Genomic DNA, 20,446 nt, shown 5'->3' on the forward strand with positions numbered 1-20,446 from the left:
GCATGACGGTGTGGCGTTGGTTGATGGCCTTGCTGCTGTGGGCAGCCGGGGCCTGGCTGTCCTGGGGCGGCGCCCAGCTCCTGCTGGCCGGCGGCAGCGGCTACTACGTGATCGCCGGCCTGCTGCTGCTGGTGGTGGGGTGGGGCGTGGCGAGCCGTTCGGCCATGGCGCTGTGGCTGTTTGCGCTGTGGCTGCTGGGCACCGCGCTGTGGGCGGTCTGGGAGATAGGGCTGGACTGGTGGCCGCTGGCGGGGCGCCTGGGGGTGCCCTGGTTGATGGGCCTGCTGCTGGTGCTGCCCTGGTCGGTGCGTGCGCTGCGCCATGAGCCCGACATGGGCCAGAACCGGGGCCTGGCACCAGCCCATGCGGCGCTGGCGCTGGTGGTGCTGGGCACGGCCATTCTCGCGGGCCTGTCCTTCGGGCGCCAGCGCGATGCCCATGAAACCCAGGGCCAGTTTGCGGGGGCGGCCGCCGCTGCGTCGGACCTGCCGGCCGACGGCCAGGTCACGGCCGTGCAGAACATGTCCATGGTGGCCTCCGATGCCGGCGGCCTGCGCAGCCCGCCGGTGCTGCAGGGCGATGCCACCGATGCCGTGCCCGATGGCGAATGGCATGCCTACGGCCGCACCGGAGCGGGCCAGCGCTATTCGCCGCTGCGCCAGATCGGCCCGCACAACGTGCGGCTGCTGCAATTGGCCTGGGAGTTCCGCACGGGCGATGTGCGCGGCAAGCCCGGCGATCCCGAAGAAACCACGTTCGAGGTCACGCCGCTGAAGATCGGCGAGCGCCTGTTCCTGTGCACGCCCCACCAGTCGGTGATTGCGCTCGATGCCACCACGGGCAAGCAGCTGTGGCGGCGCGACCTGCCCATGCCCAAGGGGCTGGCGCTGCAGCACCTGACCTGCCGGGGCCTGTCCTACCAGTCGGCGCAGGCGGCCGCGCAGTTCGATGCGGCGGCGGGGCAGACGCATTCGGCGGTGGCGCCGGCTGCAAGGAAGGCCGGCGCACAGGCGGTACAGGCGGTACAGGCTGATCCGGCTTCCTCGGTCTCCCCGGCCCCTTCCTCCGATGATGGCCGCTGTACCGCCAAGCTGTTCATGGCCACGGCCGACGGCAAGGTGGTCGCCCTCAATCCCGCCGACGGCCAGACCTGCGGCAACGTGGCGGGCGGCCAGGGCCAGATCGACCTCTGGCAGGGCATGCCCGAGCGCAAGCCGGGCTCGTACTACTCGACCTCGCCGGTGGTGGTGGCGCGCGACCGCATCATCGTGGGCGGCACGGTGTTGGACAACCATTCCACGCGCGAGCCCTCGGGCGTGATCCGCGCCTTCGACATCCGCTCGGGCGCGCTGCTGTGGGCCTGGGACCCGGGCCGGCCAGCGACCAGCACGCCGCTGCCCGAAGGGCAGACCTATGTGCCCAGCTCGCCCAACAGCTGGTCCATCTCCAGCGTGGACGAGACGCTGGGCCTCGTCTTCGTGCCCATGGGCAATGCGCCGCCCGACCAATGGGGCGGCCGGCGCAGCGCCGAGGCCGAGCAGTATTCGTCCTCGGTGGTGGCGCTGGACATCGCCACGGGCGCCGTGCGCTGGGTGTTCCAGACCGTGCACCACGATCTCTGGGACTACGACGTGCCCTCGCAGCCCAGCCTGATCGACCTGGAGATCGGCGGCCACAGCGTGCCCGCCCTGGTGCAGCCCACCAAGCAGGGCGAGCTGTTCGTGCTGGACCGGCGCACGGGCCAGCCGCTGCTGCCCGTTACCGAGGTGGCTGCGCCGCAGGGCGCGGCACGCGGCGACCGCACGGCGCCCACGCAGCCGCATTCGCAGCTGAGCTTCAATCCCCCGGCCCTGACCGAACGCGACATGTGGGGTGCCACGCCCTTCGAGCAGCTGTGGTGCCGGCTGGCCTTCCACCGGCTGCGCTACGAGGGGCGCTTCACGCCGCCCTCGGAGCAGGGCTCGCTGATCTATCCGGGCAACTTCGGCGTCTTCAACTGGGGCGGCGTGGCCGTGGATCCGCGCCGGCAGGTGGTGTTTGCCACGCCCACGCGGCTGGCCTTCGTCTCCACCCTGGTGCCGCGCGCGGACGATACCTCGCTGCTGGTGCAGGATGGCGGCCCGCCCAAGGACGGCCTGCCCGCGCTCAACGAAAACTTCGGCGCACCGTTTGCGGTGCGGCTCAAGCCCTTTGTCTCGCCGCTGGGCATTCCCTGCCAGGCGCCGCCCTGGGGCTTTGTGGCGGGTGCCGACCTGCGCACGGGCCAGATCGTCTGGCAGCGCCGCAACGGCACGCCGCGCGACCTGAGCCCGCTGCCGCTGGGGTTTCGCATGGGCGTGCCCGGCATTGGCGGCCCGGTGGTGACCGCTGGCGGCGTGGCCTTCTACTCGGGGGCACTGGACAACTATGTGCGCGCCTACGACGTGGACAGCGGCCGCCAGCTCTGGCAGGACCGCCTGCCTGCTGGCGGCCAGGCCACGCCCATGACCTACCTGGGCACGGACCAGCGCCAGTACCTGGTGGTGGTGGCGGGTGGCCATGGTTCGACCGGCACCAAGGCTGGCGACAGCGTGCGTGCCTATGTGCTGCCCAAGGAGGTGGCGGCGCCCTGAGCGCTCAGCGCCGTGGGGGTCTGCGCCGGCTCATGCCGATCCGGCCCGGCCCAGCATGCGCAGCACGCGCGTGACCAGCAGCGCGGCCACCCAGGCCAGTCCGCCGATCAGAAACGGCAGGCGCAGCAGCGCGCCTTGCTGGGCGAACAGCATCAGCGCGTCTGCCTTCCACAGCGCGGCATAGCCCGTGTACAGGCCGTAGGCCAGCCAGGCCAGGGCGCCCAGGGCGAACAGGGCCGCCATGCGCCGGGCGCTGCGGCCATCGCGCGAATCCGCAGGCAGGGCGCGCGTGCCGTGCCAGACCCAGCCGATGGAGGCGAGCACCAGCAAGGCACTGGCTGCCACGGACAGCTGCAGCCAGGTATGGGGGGAGAGTGAGGACATCAAAAGGAAACCGCGCGCCGGCAAAGTGCCGGCCGCAGCGAGTGTAGCGGCGCAGTGCCCTGCGTGGTTTCGGTGCTCAGGCCGGTTGCCAGACGGTGGCGCCGTGGCCCTGGCCGCCGCTGCCGGGGACGGAATGGATGCCCAGCACGGCTGCATGGCGCTGCAGCAGGGCGTCGAACTGCTCGATGCTTTCCGCCGTGGCCGGGGCGTCGTCGTATTCGCTGGCCACCTGGTCCGTGGTGAAGGAGCTGGCGCCGAACTTCTGGACGATGTTGCGCAGCTTGTCGAGGTTGGGGCTGGAGGATGGTGTCATGGCAACTCCTTGGGGTCATGGACGCCTGCTGCGCCGCAGGCCTGTGGGCCAGTGTAGCCCCGGGGCCTGGAGCGGCCATCCGGGGCATCCCCGCAAAGCGGCGTAGGACTTGGAACCCGCCGTCAGCCGCCCGTGGCCACGGGGCCGGCGCTCAGCACTTCGGCCAGCGGCTTGCGCGGCGTGGGCACCTCGCGCTCGCGCAGATCGTCGGGCAGGGTGGCCGCATCGCCGCGCCAGCCCACGGCGATCACCACCTCGGGCTCCAGGTGCTCGGGCAGGCGCAGCACCTCGCGTGCGGCCTCGGCCGAGAAGCCGCCCATGGCGTGCGTGGCCAGGCCCATGGCGTGGGCCTCCAGCGCCAGGTAGCCCCAGGCGCAGCCCGCGTCGAAGCTGTGCTTGCCGGGCGAGGCCTGGCGGTCGGACATCAGCACGATCAGCGCGCCCGCCTCCAGGCACCAGCGGCGGTTGAACTCGTTGGGGATGGTGCTGAAGGCCTGCCAGTTCGCATCGCCGCGCAGCGCATAGGCAAAGTGCCAGGGCTGCTTGTTGCTGGCCGAAGGCGCCCAGCGCGCGGCGTCGGCCAGCTGCTCGACCTGGGCCTGGCTCAGTGCCTCGGGCCTGAAGGCGCGCGGCGACATGCGGCCCAGGAACTGCGGATGGATGGGGGTGGTGGTGTTGCGTGTCATGCGGATAGGCGGCAAGCAGAAAGGAAAGCGGCAACGATAGCGCAAGGCCTCAGGGCTGGCGCGGTGCCTGGCCATGCTGCTGGCTGATCACGCGCAGGTGGCGCTCCATGCGGATGAAGACCAGCACCATCACCACCAGCACGAGGAATGACATCAGCATGCTCCAGAAGGCCGTCTCCACGGCGCCGAAGCGTTCCTTCCAGGAGCTGCTGCCGTGGCTGTCCTCGCCGCGCAGCGCGCGCGCCGCATTGTCCAGGGACAGCGTGTAGTTCAGCAGCACCGTGGACAGGATCTGCTGGGCCGTCTGCGCCTGCAGCCGCGGCTCCAGCGCGGCATTGCCGAAGACCTGCTCCAGCGCGGCGGGCAGGCCCTGCACATAGGCCGCATAGGCGCCCTTGCCGTGTTCCAGCTCGGCGGCCTGGGCACGCTCGTGGATGGCGGCGGCGGTATCCACGGGATCGACCATCCAGCTGTCTTCCTCGTCGGCGGAGGCGGCTGCGGAAGCCGCTGCGTCGGCAGACGCTGCATCGGCAGCCGCTGCATCCACGGCCCCGGCATCGCCTTCGCGCTGGCCGCGCTCCTGGATGCGGCGCTGCACATCGGCCTCGGACGGCAGGGCGTCGCCTTGCAGCAGCGGGTGCAGCGGTGCCAGGCCCCGGGCCTGGTGGTCCCGCTCGGTGCGCTCGCGCCGCGCAGGATCCTTGTTCACGAAGGCGCGCACCAGGGCGTCGGCCTTCTGGAAGGCGGGGCGCAGCGCCGGATCGGCCAGGCGCTTTTCCATGGCGGGTTCGCCGCCGCCCGCGCCCAGGTCACGGCTGGTTTCGTCCACGACGAACTGCAGGTCGGGCCTGGCGTCCTTCCAGTTCAATTCCTGGGCCACGGCCTGGGGCGCCTCGGCCTTGCCGGGCCTGAAGCTCTCCCAGGTCCACAGTGCCATGCCCACCAGCACGAGCAGGGAGAACACCAGCAGCACCACGCGCACCACCTGCACCAGCAGGTCCTCGATCCTGCGCAGCATGTTTGTAATCATCGGATTCCTCGGTTGGTTCGTAAAACAAGGGCGCGTCCGGCCCGCCTGCAGGCCTGTTCTGTTGCTATTGATTTGAAAGCGCCGGACACAGACGCGCGAATTCTAGGAAGGCTGCCGCGCACGGGCGCACCGGTTCTCAATGTTTTACATTTCGCGCCAAAGTCGAAGTGTGCATGTGCTCCCGTGGCATGCGCCGTCCTGCAATGGGTGTCTGCCGGATGGCGGGATGTTCATGGCCGCAGGGCGCATGGTTCTCCCGCTTGCGGGCGCGCTGGCTTTGGGCCTACCGGCTGTAGCGGCTTCCCGAATCCGCTGTAATGCTCGGTTTGATTTCTGACTGACTAGAGAGGGCTCGCCCATGACCAAAACGTCGCTGGATAAATCGAAGATCAAGTTCCTGCTGCTCGAAGGCATCCATCCTTCCGCACTCGAAGTGCTGCGCAACGCGGGCTACACCAATGTGGAGACCGTGACGGGCGCGCTGGAAGGCGAGGAGCTCAAGCGCAAGATCGCCGACGTGCACTTCGTCGGCATCCGTTCGCGCACGCAGCTGACGGCCGACGTGTTCGCCGCCGCGCAAAAGCTCGTGGCCGTGGGCTGCTTTTGCATCGGCACCAACCAGGTGGACCTGGACGCGGCGCGCGAGCGTGGCGTGGTGGTCTTCAACGCGCCTTACTCCAACACGCGCTCGGTGGCCGAGCTGGTGCTGGCCGAGGCCATCCTGCTGCTGCGCGGCGTGCCCGCCAAGAACGCCTCCGCCCACCGCGGCGGCTGGCTCAAGAGCGCCGAGAACTCCTACGAAATCCGCGGCAAGACGCTGGGCATCGTGGGCTACGGCTCCATCGGCACCCAGCTGTCGGTGATGGCCGAGTCGGTGGGCATGCAGGTGCTCTTCCATGACGTGTCCACCAAGCTGCCGCTGGGCAATGCGCGCCAGGCCGCATCGCTGGCCGATCTGCTGGCCGGCAGCGACATCGTCACCCTGCACGTGCCCGAGCTGCCCTCCACCCAGTGGATGATCGGCGCCAAGGAAATCGCGGCCATGAAGCCCGGCGCCATCCTGATCAATGCCTCGCGCGGCACCGTGGTGGAAATCGAGCCGCTGGCCGAGGCCCTGAAGGCCGGCAAGCTGCTGGGCGCCGCCATCGACGTGTTCCCCACCGAGCCGCGCAGCAACAAGGATGAATTCGTCTCGCCCCTGCGCGGCCTGGACAACGTCATCCTGACCCCGCACGTGGGCGGCTCCACCATGGAGGCCCAGGCCAACATCGGCCTGGAAGTGGCCGAGAAGCTGGTCAAGTACAGCGACAACGGCACCACCACCTCGGCGGTGAACTTCCCCGAAGTGGCCCTGCCCGCCCACCCCGGCCAGAACCGCATCCTGCACGTGCACCACAACCAGCCCGGCGTGCTGTCGGCCATCAACCAGGTGTTTGCCGAGAACGGCATCAACATTGCCGGCCAGTACCTGCGCACCGACGAGAAGGTGGGCTATGTGGTGATCGACCTGGCGGCCCAGTCCTCGGGCCTGGCGGTCGAGAAACTGACCCAGGTTCCGGGCACCATCCGCTGCCGCGTGCTGTTCTGATGGTCAGGTTTCAGGATGCTGCGCTTGGGCGCACTTCCTGAAACTGGCGCATTGCCGGCTCGCCCTATCTGCCCGGCTGCAGCAGAAGCCGCATCAGGTCCGTGCGCGTGATCAGGCCGGTCAGCCGGCCTTCGCGCATCACGGGAATGCAGGGCACGCTGTGCCGGGCCAGGGCGTCCAGCAACTGGCCCACGGGCGTGTCCTCGTCCACGCTGAGTTCAGGCGCATGAACCAGCTGGGGCAGCTCCGACAGACGGGGCACGGCCCGGCTCTTGCCGGGCAGGCGCTGGCCCAGCCAGTTCAACAAAGAAGGCTTTGCCGCAGATTCGGCCGGGCGCACGGGGCTCATCCACAGCCACTCGTACAGCTCGGCACGGGAGACCGTGCCGGCCAGGCCGCCATCGGCGTCCAGCACCGGCAGGCTCTTGGCCGGGTGTGCGCGAAAGCGTGCGGCCACGGCGTGCACGTCGTCGTCCATGGAGCAGCTCACGGGATCGCGCGTCATCAGCTGGGCGCAGCGCACGCCGCCCAGCCGGTGCTCGATGGCGGTTTCCTCGGCGGCGGCCAGCAGCTCGGCCAGGTCATCGGCTTCCAGGTTGTTTTCCTGGCCGAAGCGCAGCAGCAGCCCCTCCAGATCGGCATGGGACAGGCCCAGGCGCGAGGCATGGCGGTGGGCCGCATCGGCGGGCGCGGCCTTGGGCGCCGTGTCGGCATGGTGGGGATAGCGCCGGCCCGTGGCGCGGTGGAGCGCCGTGGCCGCCAGGACCAGCGCCAGCGTCAGCGCGCCCACGGGCACGAAGGGCAGCATCCAGCCGGCGGCCAGCGAGGCCTTGGCGTTGAGCACCGTCAGCAGGGCCATGGCGCCACCCGGCGGGTGCAGCGAGCGCGTCAGCAGCATGCAGCCTATGGCGCCGCCCACGGCCAGCGCAGGGGCCAGCTGGGGCGGGCTCCACTGCAGCACGAACAGGGCCCAGAGCGCAGACACCGTATTGCCCACCACGCAGGACCAGGGCTGGGCCAGCGGGCTGGTGGGCACGGCGAACAGCAGCACAGCCGTGGCGCCCAGCGGCGCGAACAGGCGCAGGGGAAGATCCCAGGTGCCCGCATGCGCCAGCCAGACCAGGGCCGTGGCCATTCCCATGCCCACGATGGAGCCCATGGCCACGCGCCACATGTCCGCAGGCGCGGGGCGTGGCACCACCGGCCCCCATGCTTTTCTGTTCCAGCCCATGGCCTTGTTGTCTTGTTGTCTTTGCCTGCGCGGCCCTGGGGCAGGGCTGCAAAAGCGCGTCATTTTAGGAAGGGACGCCGCTCTTGCTGGCAGCATGGGCTTTGCACCCTTTCGGTGCAGCGCGCCTGCCGGCTCAGTCCACCACGGACTGGTACACGCCCTCGCGCATCACCCAGCGGTAGGGAATGCGCTGGGCCATGGACTGCATCATGAGGATGGCGAACAGGTCCTCCTGCGGATCGATCCAGAAGAAGGTGCCGTAGATGCCGCTCCATGAAAAGTCGCCCACGCTGCCCGGCAGCGGGTTGAGGCCGGGCGCCGTGCGCACCGCAAAGCCCAGGCCGAAGCCCTGGCCCACCTCGGGCGAGGGCAGCTGGGCGCCGAAATACGCCATGTCCGGCCCCATGCGCACGCTGGCGGGCAGGTGGTTGGAGGTCATCAGCTCCACGGTCTTGCGCGAGACCAGGCGCACGCCGTCCAGCGTGCCGCCGTTGCGCCAGAACAGGCACAGCCGCGCGTAGTCGGCCATGGTCGAGACCATGCCACCGCCGCCCGACTCGAACATCATGGCACGCGTGACCGGGGGGATGGGCGGCATCTGTTTCTGCGGCCCTTCGGGCTGGGGCCGCGCGGCGCGTGCGATCTCGCTGTCGGGCGCATGAAAGCCCGTGTCGGCCATGCCCAGCGGCCCGGTGATGTGCTCGCGCACGAAGGCGGCCAGCGTCTGGCCGCTGACCACCTCGACCACGCGGCCCAGCACATCGGTGGACATGCCGTATTCCCAGGTCTCGCCGGGCTGGGCCACCAGCGGCAGCTGCGCGAGCCTGGTGATGAACTGCGCATTGGTGAACTTGCCGCTGAACAGGCCCGCATCCAGGTACATCTTCTTGACGGGGTGCTCGGTGCCGGCGAATCCATAGGGAATGCCGGAGGTGTGGCGCAGCAGGTCCTGCAGCGTGATGGAGCGTGCCAGCGGCGCGCGCTCCAGGCCCACGCGCAGCGCGGCCAGCTCGGGCAGGTACTGCTCCACGGGCTCGATGATGGACAGCCGACCCTGCTCGGCCAGCATCATGATGGCCAGCGAGGTGATGGGCTTGCTCATGGAGGCGATGCGGAAGATGGCATCGGGCCGCATGGCCGTGCCGGCCTCGGGGTCCAGCAGGCCGAAGCTCTCCAGATAGGCCAGCTTGCCGCGCCGCGCCACCAGGGCCACGGCGCCCGGGATCTCGCCGGTGTCCACGCCGCGCTGCAGCCGGGCCGACAGGCGCGCCAGGCGCGCGCCGCCCAGGCCTACGGCTTCAGGGGAGTCGGCCCAGGGCAGGCCGGGGATGTGCAGGCGGTCGGTGCTGGTGGTCATGCTGTCTCCTCAGGTGCGATGGCAGGGATTCTGGAGACATGCGGGCGCAGGCGCTGTTCGGTGCGGGACAGCCGGCGCGGAGCGTGCACACGAAAAAAAGCCCGCCACGGTGGGCGGGCCTGGTGGACCGGGTGGACCGGGCGTGTGGTCAGGCCAGCTTGGCCTTGAGCAGCTCGTTGACCTGCGCCGGGTTGGCCTTGCCCTTGGAAGCCTTCATGACCTGGCCGACCAGGGCGTTGAAGGCCTTGTCCTTGCCTGCGCGGTACTGCTCCACGTTGGCCGGATTGGCGGCGATCACCTCGTCGATGATCTTCTCCAGCGCGCCCGTGTCGTTCATCTGCTTGAGGCCCTTGGCCTCGATGATGGCATCGACATCGCTGCCTTCACCGCTCCACAGCGCTTCGAACACCTGCTTGGCAGCGTTGTTGGAGATGGTGCCGTCGCCGATGCGCTGGATCAGCGCGGCCAGCTGGGCGCTGGAGACCTTGGCGGCCTCCATGCCGATTTCCTCGGTGTTCAGGCGGCGCGAGATCTCGCCCATGATCCAGTTGCTGGCCAGCTTGGGCGCATTGCAGGCCCGGGCCGTGTCCTCGAAGTAGGCGGCCATGGCCTGGCTTTGCGTCAGCGTGGTGGCGTCGTACTCGGGCAGGCCGTATTGCTCGACAAAGCGCGCGGCCATGGCGCGCGGCAGCTCGGGCATGTCGGCCCTGACCTGTTCCACCCACTCGGGCGCGACCACCAGCGGCGGCAGGTCGGGGTCGGGGAAGTAGCGGTAGTCGGCCGCGTCTTCCTTGGTGCGCATGGAGCGCGTCTCGCCCGTGTCGGGGTCGAACAGCACGGTGGCCTGCTGGATGCGGCGGCCGTCCTCGATTTCCTCGATCTGCCAGCGGATCTCATAGTCGATGGCCAGCTGCATGTTCTTGAAGCTGTTGAGGTTCTTGATCTCGCGGCGCGTGCCCAGCGGCTGGCCGGGCTTGCGCACGGAGACGTTGGCGTCGCAGCGGAAGCTCCCTTCCTGCATGTTGCCGTCGCAGATGCCGATCCAGGTCACGATCTGGTGCAGCGTCTTGGCGTAGGCCACGGCTTCTTCCGTGCTGCGGATGTCGGGCTCGGTCACGATCTCCAGCAGCGGCGTGCCGGCGCGGTTCAGATCGATGCCCGACTGGCCGATGAAGTCCTCGTGCAGCGACTTGCCGGCATCTTCCTCCAGGTGGGCGCGCACCAGGCGGATGGTCTTCTTCTCGTCGCCGAGGAAGAAGGACACCTCGCCGCCCTGGACCACGGGAATCTCGAACTGCGAGATCTGGTAGCCCTTGGGCAGGTCGGGATAGAAGTAGTTCTTGCGCGCGAAGATGCTGCGCGGCGCAATGTGCGAGCCCAGCGCCAGGCCGAGGCGGATGGCGCACTCGACGGCCTTTTTGTTCATCACCGGCAGCGTGCCGGGCAGCGCCATGTCCACGGCGCAGGCCTGGGTGTTGGGCTCGGCGCCGAAGGCGGTGCTGGCGCGGCTGAAGATCTTGGACTGGGTGGCCAGCTGGGCGTGGGTCTCGAAGCCGATGACGACTTCATAGCCCTGGATGAGTTTCGCGGTCATGGGGTCTCAGATGCCCTTCGGAGCTTGAAGGTGGAAATCGGTGGCCTGCTGGAAGCGGTGGGCGGCGTTGAGCAACTGGCCTTCCTTGAAGTAGTTGCCGATCAGCTGCAGGCCCACGGGCATGCCGGCCTCGCCAAAGCCTGCGGGCACGCTCATGCCGGGCAGGCCGGCCAGCGATGCGGGCAACGTGAAGATGTCGGCCAGGTAGTTGGCCAGCGGGTCGCTCTTTCCGCCCAGCTGCCAGGCCACGGTGGGCGCGGCGGGGCCGGCGATCACGTCGCAGTGCTGGAAGGCGGCCTGGAAGTCGTCGGCGATCATGCGGCGGATCTTCTGCGCCTGCAGGTAGTAGGCGTCGTAGTAGCCCTCGGACAGCACGTAGGCGCCGATCATGATGCGGCGCTTGACCTCGTCGCCGAAGCCTTCGGCGCGGGTCTTCTTGTACATGTCCACCAGGTCCGTGTAGTCCTTGGCGCGGTGGCCGAACTTCACGCCGTCGAAGCGCGAGAGGTTGGACGATGCCTCGGCCGGGGCCAGGATGTAGTACACGGGAATCGACAGCTCGGTGCGCGGCAGCGAGATCGGCACCAGGCGGGCGCCCAGCTTCTCGTATTCCTTGAGCGCGCCATCCACGGCGGCGCGCACGTCGGCCGACAGGCCTTCGCCGAAGAACTCGGCGGGGATGCCGATGCGCAGGCCTTCGATGCCGTCGTTCAGGCGGGCCGTGAAGTCCTCGGCGGGCACGTCCAGGCTGGTGGAGTCGCGGTCCAGGTCGGGGCCGCACATCTCGGACAGCAGCAGGGCGCAGTCCTCGGCGCTCTTGCCCATGGGACCGGCCTGGTCCAGGCTGGAGGCGAAGGCGATCATGCCGTAGCGGCTGGCGCGGCCATAGGTGGGCTTGATGCCCGTGATGCCGCAAAACGATGCGGGCTGGCGGATGGAGCCGCCCGTGTCGGTGCCGGTGACGGCGGGCGCCAGGCCGGCGGCCACGGCCACGGCCGAGCCGCCCGAGGAGCCGCCGGGCACGCGGTCCAGGTTCCAGGGATTGCGCACGGGCGCGGGTGCGTCGAAGCCCACGGGCGCGACGGCCGAGTTCTCGTTGGCCGAGCCCATGGCGAATTCGTCGCAGTTGAGCTTGCCCAGCGTCACGGCGCCGGCCTCGGCCAGGCGGGTGACCACGGTGGCGTCGAAGGGCGAGCGATAGCCGGCCAGCATCTTGCTGGAGGCCGTGGTCGGGAAGTCGCGCGTGACGAAGATGTCCTTGTGCGCAATGGGCACGCCAGCCAGGCGGCCGCCCTTGCCTTGGGCAATCAGGGCGTCGGCAGCGCGGGCCTGGGCCAGGGTGGCCTCTTCGTCGATGCTGACGAAGGCGCCCAGGTTCTGGTGCGCCTGGGCGCGGGCCAGGAAATGCTGGGCGGCTTCGACGGCGCCGAGCTTGCGCTCGCGCAGCAGGGCCGACAGGGCCGACACGCCGAGCGTGTGCAGATCAGTGGTTTGCTGGGTCATGTATGGGATGCGGAAAACGGGGACGGATGCCAGGGGTCAGGAAGCAGGGCGAGCGACGCCCGGCGCTCACTCGATCACCTTGGGGACCAGGAACAGGCCGCGCTCGACGGCCGGGGCGCTGCGCTGATTGGCGTCGCGCTGGTCGGGCTCGCTGGCAATGTCCTCGCGCAGGCGCAGGGCAATGTCCTGGATGGCGGCGACCGGATGTGACAGCGGGCTGACGCCCGAAGTATCCACAGCCTGCATCTTCTCCACGATGCCGAAAAAATCATTGAGCTGGCCTAGCATGCGCTCACTCTCTGCGGAAGAGAGCTCGAGCCGTGCGAGGTTCGCGATGCGTGCGATGTCTTGTGCGTTCAGTGCCATAGGAATTTTGAAGGGGGCAACGGGATGTAAACCCGCATTTCAAGCCCCGGCAGTACAAGTTATTCACAGGGGATACGGTATTATCTCGGCTTTGCCGCAAGACCCTCTCCGAGCTGGTCATTGTGCGAAAAGCCAACCCCATCCAGACTCCCTAACTTTCATCCCGGCGATGGCAGGCCGACGAGCATGCCGTGCCTGAGAGGACTCTCGTAATGTTCGGAGCTTTCCGTCGGTATTTCTCCACCGACCTTGCCATTGATCTTGGCACAGCCAACACCCTGATTTTCGCCCGCGACAAGGGCATTGTTCTGGACGAACCCTCCGTTGTCGCCATCCGCCACGAAGGCGGCCCGCATGGCAAGAAGGTGATCCAGGCGGTGGGCCGTGAAGCCAAGGCCATGCTGGGCAAGGTGCCCGGCAACATCGAGGCCATCCGCCCGATGAAGGATGGCGTGATTGCCGACTTCGTCATCACCGAGCAGATGATCAAGCAGTTCATCAAGATGGTGCATCCGCGCTCGGTGCTCACGCCCAGCCCGCGCATCATCATCTGCGTGCCCTGCGGCTCCACCCAGGTCGAGCGCCGCGCCATCAAGGACGCGGCCGAGGCGGCAGGCGCCACCTCCGTCTACCTGATCGAGGAACCCATGGCCGCCGGCATCGGTGCCGGCCTGCCGGTGTCCGAGGCCTCGGGCTCCATGGTGGTGGACATCGGTGGCGGTACCACCGAAGTCGGCGTGATCTCGCTGGGCGGCATGGTCTACAAGGGCTCCGTGCGCGTGGGCGGCGACAAGTTCGACGAAGCCATCATCAGCTACATCCGCCGCAACTACGGCATGCTGATCGGCGAGCCCACGGCCGAATCCATCAAGAAGAACATCGGCTCGGCCTTCCCCGGCTCCGAAGTCAAGGAGATGGAAGTCAAGGGCCGCAACCTCTCCGAAGGCGTGCCGCGCAGCTTCACCATCTCGTCCAACGAGGTGCTCGAAGCCCTGACCGACCCGCTCAACCAGATCGTCAGCGCCGTCAAGAACGCGCTGGAGCAGACCCCGCCCGAGCTGGGCGCCGACATTGCCGAGCGCGGCATGATGCTGACCGGCGGCGGCGCGCTGCTGCGCGACCTGGACCGCCTGCTGGCCGAAGAGACGGGCCTGCCCGTGCTCGTGGCCGAGGAGCCGCTGACCTGTGTGGTGCGCGGCTGCGGCATGGCGCTGGAGACCATGGACCGCCAGGGCAGCATCTTCACCAGCGACTGACGCGGCGCAGGCCGGGGCCCGTTGTCGCGGGCCCGGGCGGCAGCCGACCGACTGCAACGTTTTTCTTCTCCCTTCCGTGGTGACCTGCATGCTTGCCCTGCCTTCCTTCGCACCGGGCCCGGCCCGTGCTTTCCAGGCCGCAGCAAGTGCGGCAGGGCAGGCCCTGCCGCGCGGGAGGGGCGCATGAATCCCAACACCCTGGACCACTCGGCGCCCTCGCTGTTCAAGCGGCGGCCCTCGCGCGTCTCCCAACTGGCCATCTACAGCGCATTGGCGCTGTTTCTGATGGTGGCCGACGCGCGTTTCAGGATCACCGACCCCGTGCGCGTGGCCGTGTCCACCGTGCTGTACCCCGTGCAGTGGGTGATGCTCAAGCCGGTGGAGGCCGTGCACGACGCCAGCCGCTACCTGGGCTCGCTGGACGAGGCCCAGGCCCGGGAGCAGGGCGCGCGCAAGGAACTGGTGGCCATGGCCCAGCGTGCCTCGCTGGCCGACGAACTGATCCAGGAAAACGACCATCTGCGCGAGCTGCTGCAGCTGCGCGACCGCCTGACCACGCCCGGCACGGCGGCCGAAGTGGTCTACGACAGCCCCGACCTCTATACCCGCCGTGTGGTCATCGACCGCGGCCAGGTGGACGGCATCGCCCAGGGCTCGCCCGTGCTCGATGAAAAGGGCGTGGTCGGCCAGGTCACGCGCGTGTATCCGCTGCGTTCCGAGGTCACCCTGCTCATCGACCGCGACCAGGCCATTCCCGTCTTCAACCCGCGCACCGGTGCACGCAGCGTGGCCTATGGCGACCCGTCGCCGCTGCGCACCGGCGGCATCGAGCTGCGCTTCATGCCCAGCAATGCCGATGTGCAGGAAGGCGACCTGCTGACCACCAGCGGCGTCGACGGCCTGTACCCGCCGGGCCTGCCCGTGGCCAAGGTGGTCTCGGTGGAGCGCCGCGCGGACTCGGCCTTCTCCCGCATCTACTGCGAACCCGTGGGCCGCGTGCAGGGCGTGCGCCACGTGGTGGTGCTCAAGCCGCTGGACCGCGCCACGCATCCCGAGGCGGAAGGCGCTGCCGAACCCCTGCGCGCCGGCAAGGGCAAGGAAAAAGACAAGGGCAAGGAAAAAGACAAGTCCAAGGATGGCAAGGGCAAGGAAGCCGCCAAGGACGGCGGCAAGGCCGGCAAGACAGATGCGCCGGCCACGCCTGCCGCACCCGCTGCTCCCGCCGCACCCGCCTCCGCCAGGAAGGAGCCCGCATGATCATGCCGCGCGGCCAGCAGCTGCTGCTGCCGGTCAATCCCCTGTTCATCGTCGTCAGCCTGCTGGCGGCGCTGGCACTCAACATGCTGCCCTTGGGACGCCAGGCCTGGCAACCCGATCTGCTCATGGTGCTGCTGGCCTTCTGGGCATTGAACCAGCCCCAGCGCGTGGGCATGGGCGTGGCCTTTTTGCTGGGCCTGTGCATGGATGTGGACCGCTCCTCCCTGCTGGGCCAGCATGCGCTGGCCTATGCGCTGCTGGTGTTCGCGGCCGGCGCCATGGGCCGGCGCCTGTCGTGGTTCTCCACGCCCGTGCAGGCGCTGCACCTGCTGCCGCTGTTTGCCGTGGTGCACGGCCTGCAGGTGCTGCTGCGCATGGTGGCCGGTGGCATCATGCCCGGCCCGCTGGTGGTCGTCGCGCCTTTGATCGAGGCCCTGCTGTGGCCCCTGGTCAGCGGCCTGCTGCTGGCGCCTCAGCGCCGCCCGCCGGACAGTGACGAGAACCGTCCCCTGTGAGGCTTGACGCGTGATGGAAATCCGCAATACAGAAGCCGAGCTGCAGCGATTCAGGTTGCGCGCATGGGTGATGAGCGTGGTGGTGCTGCTGGCCTTCGGGCTGGTGGTGGCGCGCTTGCTGGTGCTGCAGGTGCAGCGCCATGAGGAGCTGTCCGAGCGCGCCGAAAGCAACCGCACGGCCGTGGTGCCCATCGTGCCCAACCGGGGCCAGATCCTGGACCGCAACGGCGTGGTGCTGGCCACCAACTACTCGGCCTACACGCTGGAGATCATGCCCTCGCGCGCGGGCAACCTTGAAGAGACCATTGACAGCCTGGCCGAGATCGTCGAGATCACGCCGCGCGACCGGCGCAAGTTCAAGCGCCTGGTGGACGACTCTCGCAGCTTCGACTCCCTGCCCATCCGCACGCGCCTGACCGATGACGAGGTCGCGCGCTTTGCCGCGCAGCGCTACCGCTTCCCGGGCGTGGACATCAAGGCGCGGCTGTTCCGCACCTATCCCATGCAGGACACGGCCAGCCATGTCATCGGCTACATCGGGCGCATCAACCAGCGCGAGAAAGAGGCGCTGGAAGACTCCGACGACGCCGCCAACTACCGTGGCACCGACGTCATCGGCAAGCTGGGCGTGGAGCAGAGCTACGAAACCGACCTCCACGGCCAGACCGGCTGGGAGGAAATGGAAACCTCGGCCGGCGGACATGCTGTGCGCAAGCTCGGCAGCCGCCCCGCCACGCCCGGCGACAGCCTGGTGCTGTCGCTGGACATCAAGCTGCAGCGCATGGTGGAGGAGCTGTACGGCGACCGCCGCGGCGCCCTGGTGGCCATCGATCCGCGCAGCGGCGAAGTGCTGGCCATGGTCAGCCGTCCCACCTTCGACCTGAACCTCTTCGTCGATGGCATCGACCAGGAGAGCTGGACCACGCTCAACGAATCCATCAACCGCCCGCTGCTCAACCGCGCGCTGCGGGGCACCTATCCGCCGGGCTCCACCTACAAGCCCTTCATGGCGATTGCCGCGCTGGAGTCGGGCAAGCGCCGCCCGGACACCACCATCATGGACAACGGCAGCTGGACCTTCGGCGGCCACACCTTCCGCTCGGGCCACCCCAACGGGCCGACCAACCTGCGCCGCTCCATCATCAAGTCGTCCAACGTGTACTACTACATGCTGGCCAACGACATGGGCGTGGACATGATCCACGACTACATGAAGCCGCTGGGCTTCGGCCAGCTCACCGGCATCGATGTGCGCGGCGAGGCGCGCGGCGTGCTGCCCAGCACCGAGTGGAAGCGCAACACCTACAAGCGGCCCGAGCAGAAGAAGTGGTACGCGGGCGAGACCATCTCGCTGGGCATCGGCCAGGGCTACAACAACTTCACCATCCTGCAGCTGGCCAATGCCATGTCCACGCTGGCGGCCAAGGGCGTCAAGCACCGCCCCCACCTGGCCGTGGGCCGTGTCGATGCCGTCACGCAGCAGTTCTCGGCCATCAACAAGGATCCAGGCACCAGCATGGGCTACAAGCCCGAGAACGTGGAGGCCGTGCGCGCCGCCGTGGCCGCCGTGACGGTGGAGGGCACCTCGCGCGGCATCTTCGGCAACGCGCCCTACACCTCCACCGGCAAGACCGGCACGGCCCAGGCCGTGGGCGTGCGCCAGAACGAGAAGTACAACGCGGCACGCCTGTCCGAGTTCCAGCGCGACCACTCGCTGTACATCGCCTACGCGCCGGCCGACAACCCCACCATTGCCGTCGCTGCCATCGTGGAGAACGCCGGCTTCGGTGCCGCTGCCGCCGCACCGCTGGCGCGCCGCGTGTTCGACTACTGGCTGCTGGGCCGCTACCCCAGCCTGGAAGACATGGCCGCCATGCGCAAGGGCCAGGCCGGCGTCCCCATAGGCACCCCGCGCCGCGTCTCCGAAATCACGCTGGATGCGGAAACCGTGAACCTGCCCGGCCTGCCGCGCTACGAGCCGCCCGAGGCATCGGCGCCTGTGGCATCCAACCGCGCTGCCGCGCTGCCGCCGCCGTCTGCTGGCGAGCTGGAGGATTGAGAAAGCAAAAAAGCCGGCATTGCCGGCTCTTTGCTTTCTTGAGCAGCCTGTGTGCGCAGGCCCGGGCCTCAATGCCCCATGCGCCCGATGAACGCCGCGATCCGCTCGCTGGCCGGGTTGCCGAAGAATTCGGCCGGTGGCGCCTCGTGGGCGATGCAGCCCTGGTCGAAGAACATCACGCGGTCGGCGACCTCGCGGGCGAAGCCCATTTCGTGGGTGACCACGATCATGGTCATGCCGCCGCGTGCCAGCTCGCGCATCACGTCCAGCACCTCCTGCACCATCTCCGGGTCCAGCGCGCTGGTGGGCTCGTCGAACAGCATCACCTGCGGCTCCATGGCCAGGGCGCGGGCAATGGCCACGCGCTGCTGCTGGCCGCCCGACAGCTGCCACGGGTACTTGTGGGCGTGGGCCTGCATGCCCACGCGCTCCAGCAGGGCCATGGCCTTGGCATTGGCCTGGGCGCGCGGCGTTTTGTGGATGCGGCGCGGCGCCAGGGTCACGTTGTCCAGCACCGTCATGTGGCCGAACAGGTTGAACTGCTGGAACACCATGCCCACTTCGCAGCGCTGCTTTTGCAGCGTGGCTTCGTTGTCGGTGACTTCGACGCCGTCGATGGTGATGCGCCCGCCATCATGCGGCTCCAGCCGGTTGATGGCGCGCAGCAGCGTGGACTTGCCCGAGCCCGAGGCGCCGATGATCACCGTCACCTCGCCCGTGCAGAACTGCGTGGAAACGCCCTTGAGCACCTGGTGGCTTCCAAAGGACTTGGTGACCTTGTCGGCCACGATGTAGGGCATGCCCCGTGCCAGCTTGTCGGCGCTCATTTGTGGCGGCCCTCCACGTCGAAGCGGTACTCCACGGCAGCCGTGACCTGGGTCACCAGCGTGGTCAGCACCAGGTAGGTCACGCCCACGGTGACCAGGGTCTCCACGGGCTGGAAGGTGGCCGACTGGATGCGGTTGCCCACATTGGTCAGCTCCACCACGCCGATGGCGTACGCCAGCGACGAATCCTTGAGCAGGGCCACGAAGTTGCTCACCAGCGGCGGCAGCGAGATCTTGAAGGCCTGCGGGAACACCACGTCCATGAAGACGCGGCTGCGCGGCAGGCCCAGCGCGCGTGCGGCCTCGGCCTGGCCGCGCGGCACGGCCTGCAGGCCGGCACGCACGGCTTCGGCGTTGTAGGCGCCCACGTTCAGCGCCAGCGCAATGCAGGCGGCGGCGAAGTCGGGCAGGTTCAGGCCCGGGATCAGCACCGGCAGCGCGAAGTAGATGAACAGGATCTGCACCAGCAGCGGCGTGCCGCGGATCGCCCAGACGTAAAAGCCTGCAGCCCAGCGCAGGGCGGCCGTGCGCGAGGTGCGCGCCAGCGCGGCGGCGATGCCCAGCACCAGGCCGGCGGCGCCGCTGGCCAGCGTCAGGTACAGCGTGGTGCGCGCGCCATCGGCGAAGGTGTCGGCATTGGAGCCTATGGGCTCGGGCAGCAGGGACAGCAACTGCCCCAGCAGCGAAACCACGAGCACCATCAGCAGCAGGGCCGTGACCAGGGTGGCGTTGCTGCGCTGCGAGCGGCTCCAGTGGGCGGGCCAGAGGACGGTAAGCATAGGTGGGCTAGAAACAAAAAGGCGCCCTGCAAGTGGGCGCCGGTCGGGCAGATCTGCCCGGGGCCTCAGTCAGGGCAGCGGATGTCTTCGTGGAAATATTTCTGCGACAGCTTGGCGTAGCTGCCGTCGGCCAGGGCGTCCTTGAAGGCCTTGTTCCAGGCGTCGGCCAGCGACTTGTTGTCCTTGGCCACGGCGGCGGCGATGCGCTCGACCAGCAGCATCTCGCCCTGCTTGAGCTGGGCATTGGGGTTCTTCTGCTGCAGTTCCTTGGCAATGAAGCGCTCGGTCACCCAGGCGTCCACCCGCTTGGACAGCAGCGCATTGCGCGCGGCCTCGTTCGTGGGGAAGTTGACCAGGCGCTTGATGCCGGTCACGTTCTTCTCCATGTACTGCAGATAGGTGGAGCCGGTCTGCACCGACACCGTCTTGCCCGCCAGGTCCTTGGCCGAACGGATGGCCGGGTCCAGCGACATCACGATGCCGCCCGAGCAGTAGTGGGGCTGGGTGAAGGTCACGGCCTTCTCGCGCTCGGGCGTGATGCCATGCGAGGAAATCACCAGATCCCAGCGGTCCTGCTGCAGGCCGGTCAGCAGGGCGTCGAAGCTGATGGTCTTCCACTCGTACTTCACGCCCATCTTGCCGGCCAGCATCTGTGCCAGCTCGACCTCGAACCCGGTCAGCTGCTTGCCCTCGAAATGGGCAAAGGGCGCGTAATAGCCTTCGGTGGCCAGGCGCAGCGTGCCTTCCTTCTGGATGGCGTCGAAGGGGCGGGCCTGAACGCCTGCGGCGGTCCACAGGGCCAGCGCGGCGGCGGCGATGACGGTAATGCGTTTCATGGAAGCTCCAGGAGGGCTGTCGCTCAGGACCTGACCCCGGCGCCGCAAGAGGGGGAAAGCGCCAACGCACGGATCGGTGCATGGCCATGGACGGCGGGGCCGATTGCGTGGCTGCGCGGCGGGTCGGGTGCAGCCGCTGGCAGGGGTGCGACATGCACCTGCCGCCGCAGCTCAAGGCGAAAAGTCGGCAATTATAGAAGGTTGCCGTCGCCGATGCCGATGGCAGGTGTTGCGGATGCCGCTGGCCTGCGTG

The 20,446-nt window shown here is 68.6% G+C and carries 18 protein-coding genes; 6 read left to right on the forward strand and 12 right to left on the reverse strand.

Going from position 1 to position 20,446, the window contains the following annotated elements; genetic code table 11:
- Positions 1-2: 2 nt before the first annotated feature.
- A complete protein-coding gene (locus tag ACRSCF_RS01900) occupies positions 3-2,612 on the forward strand; it encodes a membrane-bound PQQ-dependent dehydrogenase, glucose/quinate/shikimate family (protein ID WP_034365672.1) in 2,610 nt (869 codons plus the stop codon).
- A 30-nt stretch (positions 2,613-2,642) separates the two neighbouring features.
- Here the strand turns inward: ACRSCF_RS01900 and ACRSCF_RS01905 are convergent, their stop codons facing one another.
- From ACRSCF_RS01905 to ACRSCF_RS01920, 4 genes are all read right to left on the reverse strand, one after another.
- Positions 2,643-2,996: a hypothetical protein gene (locus ACRSCF_RS01905; protein ID WP_063327711.1), complete on the reverse strand. Its 354-nt coding sequence runs from the start codon at positions 2,994-2,996 to the stop codon at positions 2,643-2,645.
- Between the two features lie 76 nt (positions 2,997-3,072).
- Positions 3,073-3,309, reverse strand: coding sequence for a hypothetical protein (locus ACRSCF_RS01910; protein WP_016448557.1), 237 nt, complete (start codon positions 3,307-3,309; stop codon positions 3,073-3,075).
- Positions 3,310-3,431: 122 nt separating this feature from the next.
- Positions 3,432-3,995 carry a nitroreductase family protein gene (locus ACRSCF_RS01915; protein WP_017404909.1) on the reverse strand — a complete coding sequence of 188 codons (564 nt, stop codon included), beginning with the start codon at positions 3,993-3,995 and terminating at the stop codon, positions 3,432-3,434.
- A 49-nt stretch (positions 3,996-4,044) separates the two neighbouring features.
- A complete protein-coding gene (locus tag ACRSCF_RS01920; RefSeq protein ID WP_074922598.1) occupies positions 4,045-5,025 on the reverse strand; it encodes a hypothetical protein in 981 nt (326 codons plus the stop codon).
- 358 nt (positions 5,026-5,383) lie between these two features.
- Between ACRSCF_RS01920 and serA the strand changes: the two genes are divergently transcribed.
- The gene (gene serA, locus ACRSCF_RS01925) at positions 5,384-6,613 is read left to right on the forward strand and encodes a phosphoglycerate dehydrogenase (RefSeq protein ID WP_012202286.1); all 1,230 of its coding nucleotides are present in this window, start codon (positions 5,384-5,386) and stop codon (positions 6,611-6,613) included.
- A 64-nt stretch (positions 6,614-6,677) separates the two neighbouring features.
- Here the strand turns inward: serA and ACRSCF_RS01930 are convergent, their stop codons facing one another.
- The 5 genes from ACRSCF_RS01930 to gatC form a co-directional block, all read right to left on the reverse strand.
- Positions 6,678-7,844, reverse strand: a complete 1,167-nt coding sequence (locus tag ACRSCF_RS01930) for an HPP family protein (RefSeq protein ID WP_016448554.1) — start codon at positions 7,842-7,844, stop codon at positions 6,678-6,680.
- Positions 7,845-7,977: 133 nt separating this feature from the next.
- The gene (locus ACRSCF_RS01935; RefSeq protein ID WP_244387741.1) at positions 7,978-9,201 is read right to left on the reverse strand and encodes a serine hydrolase domain-containing protein; all 1,224 of its coding nucleotides are present in this window, start codon (positions 9,199-9,201) and stop codon (positions 7,978-7,980) included.
- A 148-nt stretch (positions 9,202-9,349) separates the two neighbouring features.
- Positions 9,350-10,795: an Asp-tRNA(Asn)/Glu-tRNA(Gln) amidotransferase subunit GatB gene (gatB, locus tag ACRSCF_RS01940; protein WP_016453590.1), complete on the reverse strand. Its 1,446-nt coding sequence runs from the start codon at positions 10,793-10,795 to the stop codon at positions 9,350-9,352.
- A gap of 6 nt (positions 10,796-10,801) precedes the next feature.
- Positions 10,802-12,298, reverse strand: coding sequence for an Asp-tRNA(Asn)/Glu-tRNA(Gln) amidotransferase subunit GatA (gene gatA, locus ACRSCF_RS01945; RefSeq protein WP_244387742.1), 1,497 nt, complete (start codon positions 12,296-12,298; stop codon positions 10,802-10,804).
- Between the two features lie 66 nt (positions 12,299-12,364).
- Positions 12,365-12,664, reverse strand: a complete 300-nt coding sequence (gatC, locus tag ACRSCF_RS01950) for an Asp-tRNA(Asn)/Glu-tRNA(Gln) amidotransferase subunit GatC (RefSeq protein ID WP_016448550.1) — start codon at positions 12,662-12,664, stop codon at positions 12,365-12,367.
- 212 nt (positions 12,665-12,876) lie between these two features.
- Between gatC and ACRSCF_RS01955 the strand changes: the two genes are divergently transcribed.
- The 4 genes from ACRSCF_RS01955 (at position 12,877) to mrdA (ending at position 17,751) form a co-directional block, all read left to right on the forward strand.
- Positions 12,877-13,920, forward strand: coding sequence for a rod shape-determining protein (locus tag ACRSCF_RS01955; protein WP_012202293.1), 1,044 nt, complete (start codon positions 12,877-12,879; stop codon positions 13,918-13,920).
- Between the two features lie 183 nt (positions 13,921-14,103).
- Entirely contained in the window at positions 14,104-15,177 is a 1,074-nt protein-coding gene (gene mreC / locus ACRSCF_RS01960) for a rod shape-determining protein MreC (RefSeq protein WP_034365666.1), read from the forward strand.
- On the forward strand, positions 15,174-15,692 hold the full coding sequence (gene mreD, locus ACRSCF_RS01965; protein ID WP_016448548.1) for a rod shape-determining protein MreD: 519 nt from the start codon (positions 15,174-15,176) through the stop codon (positions 15,690-15,692). Before mreC ends, mreD begins: the two co-directional genes overlap by 4 nt.
- A gap of 13 nt (positions 15,693-15,705) precedes the next feature.
- Positions 15,706-17,751, forward strand: coding sequence for a penicillin-binding protein 2 (gene mrdA, locus ACRSCF_RS01970; protein WP_017404915.1), 2,046 nt, complete (start codon positions 15,706-15,708; stop codon positions 17,749-17,751).
- Between the two features lie 68 nt (positions 17,752-17,819).
- Here the strand turns inward: mrdA and ACRSCF_RS01975 are convergent, their stop codons facing one another.
- The 3 genes from ACRSCF_RS01975 to ACRSCF_RS01985 form a co-directional block, all read right to left on the reverse strand.
- Positions 17,820-18,578: an amino acid ABC transporter ATP-binding protein gene (locus ACRSCF_RS01975; protein WP_016448544.1), complete on the reverse strand. Its 759-nt coding sequence runs from the start codon at positions 18,576-18,578 to the stop codon at positions 17,820-17,822.
- Positions 18,575-19,357 (reverse strand): amino acid ABC transporter permease, encoded by a 783-nt coding sequence (locus ACRSCF_RS01980; RefSeq protein WP_016448543.1) that lies wholly within the window; start codon positions 19,355-19,357, stop codon positions 18,575-18,577. Before ACRSCF_RS01980 ends, ACRSCF_RS01975 begins: the two co-directional genes overlap by 4 nt.
- 65 nt (positions 19,358-19,422) lie before the next feature.
- Positions 19,423-20,193 (reverse strand): ABC transporter substrate-binding protein, encoded by a 771-nt coding sequence (locus tag ACRSCF_RS01985; protein ID WP_017404916.1) that lies wholly within the window; start codon positions 20,191-20,193, stop codon positions 19,423-19,425.
- Positions 20,194-20,446 lie beyond the last annotated feature (253 nt).

Source organism: Delftia sp. 11MD (genome assembly GCF_050907895.1).
GTDB lineage: Bacteria > Pseudomonadota > Gammaproteobacteria > Burkholderiales > Burkholderiaceae_C > Comamonas > Comamonas tsuruhatensis.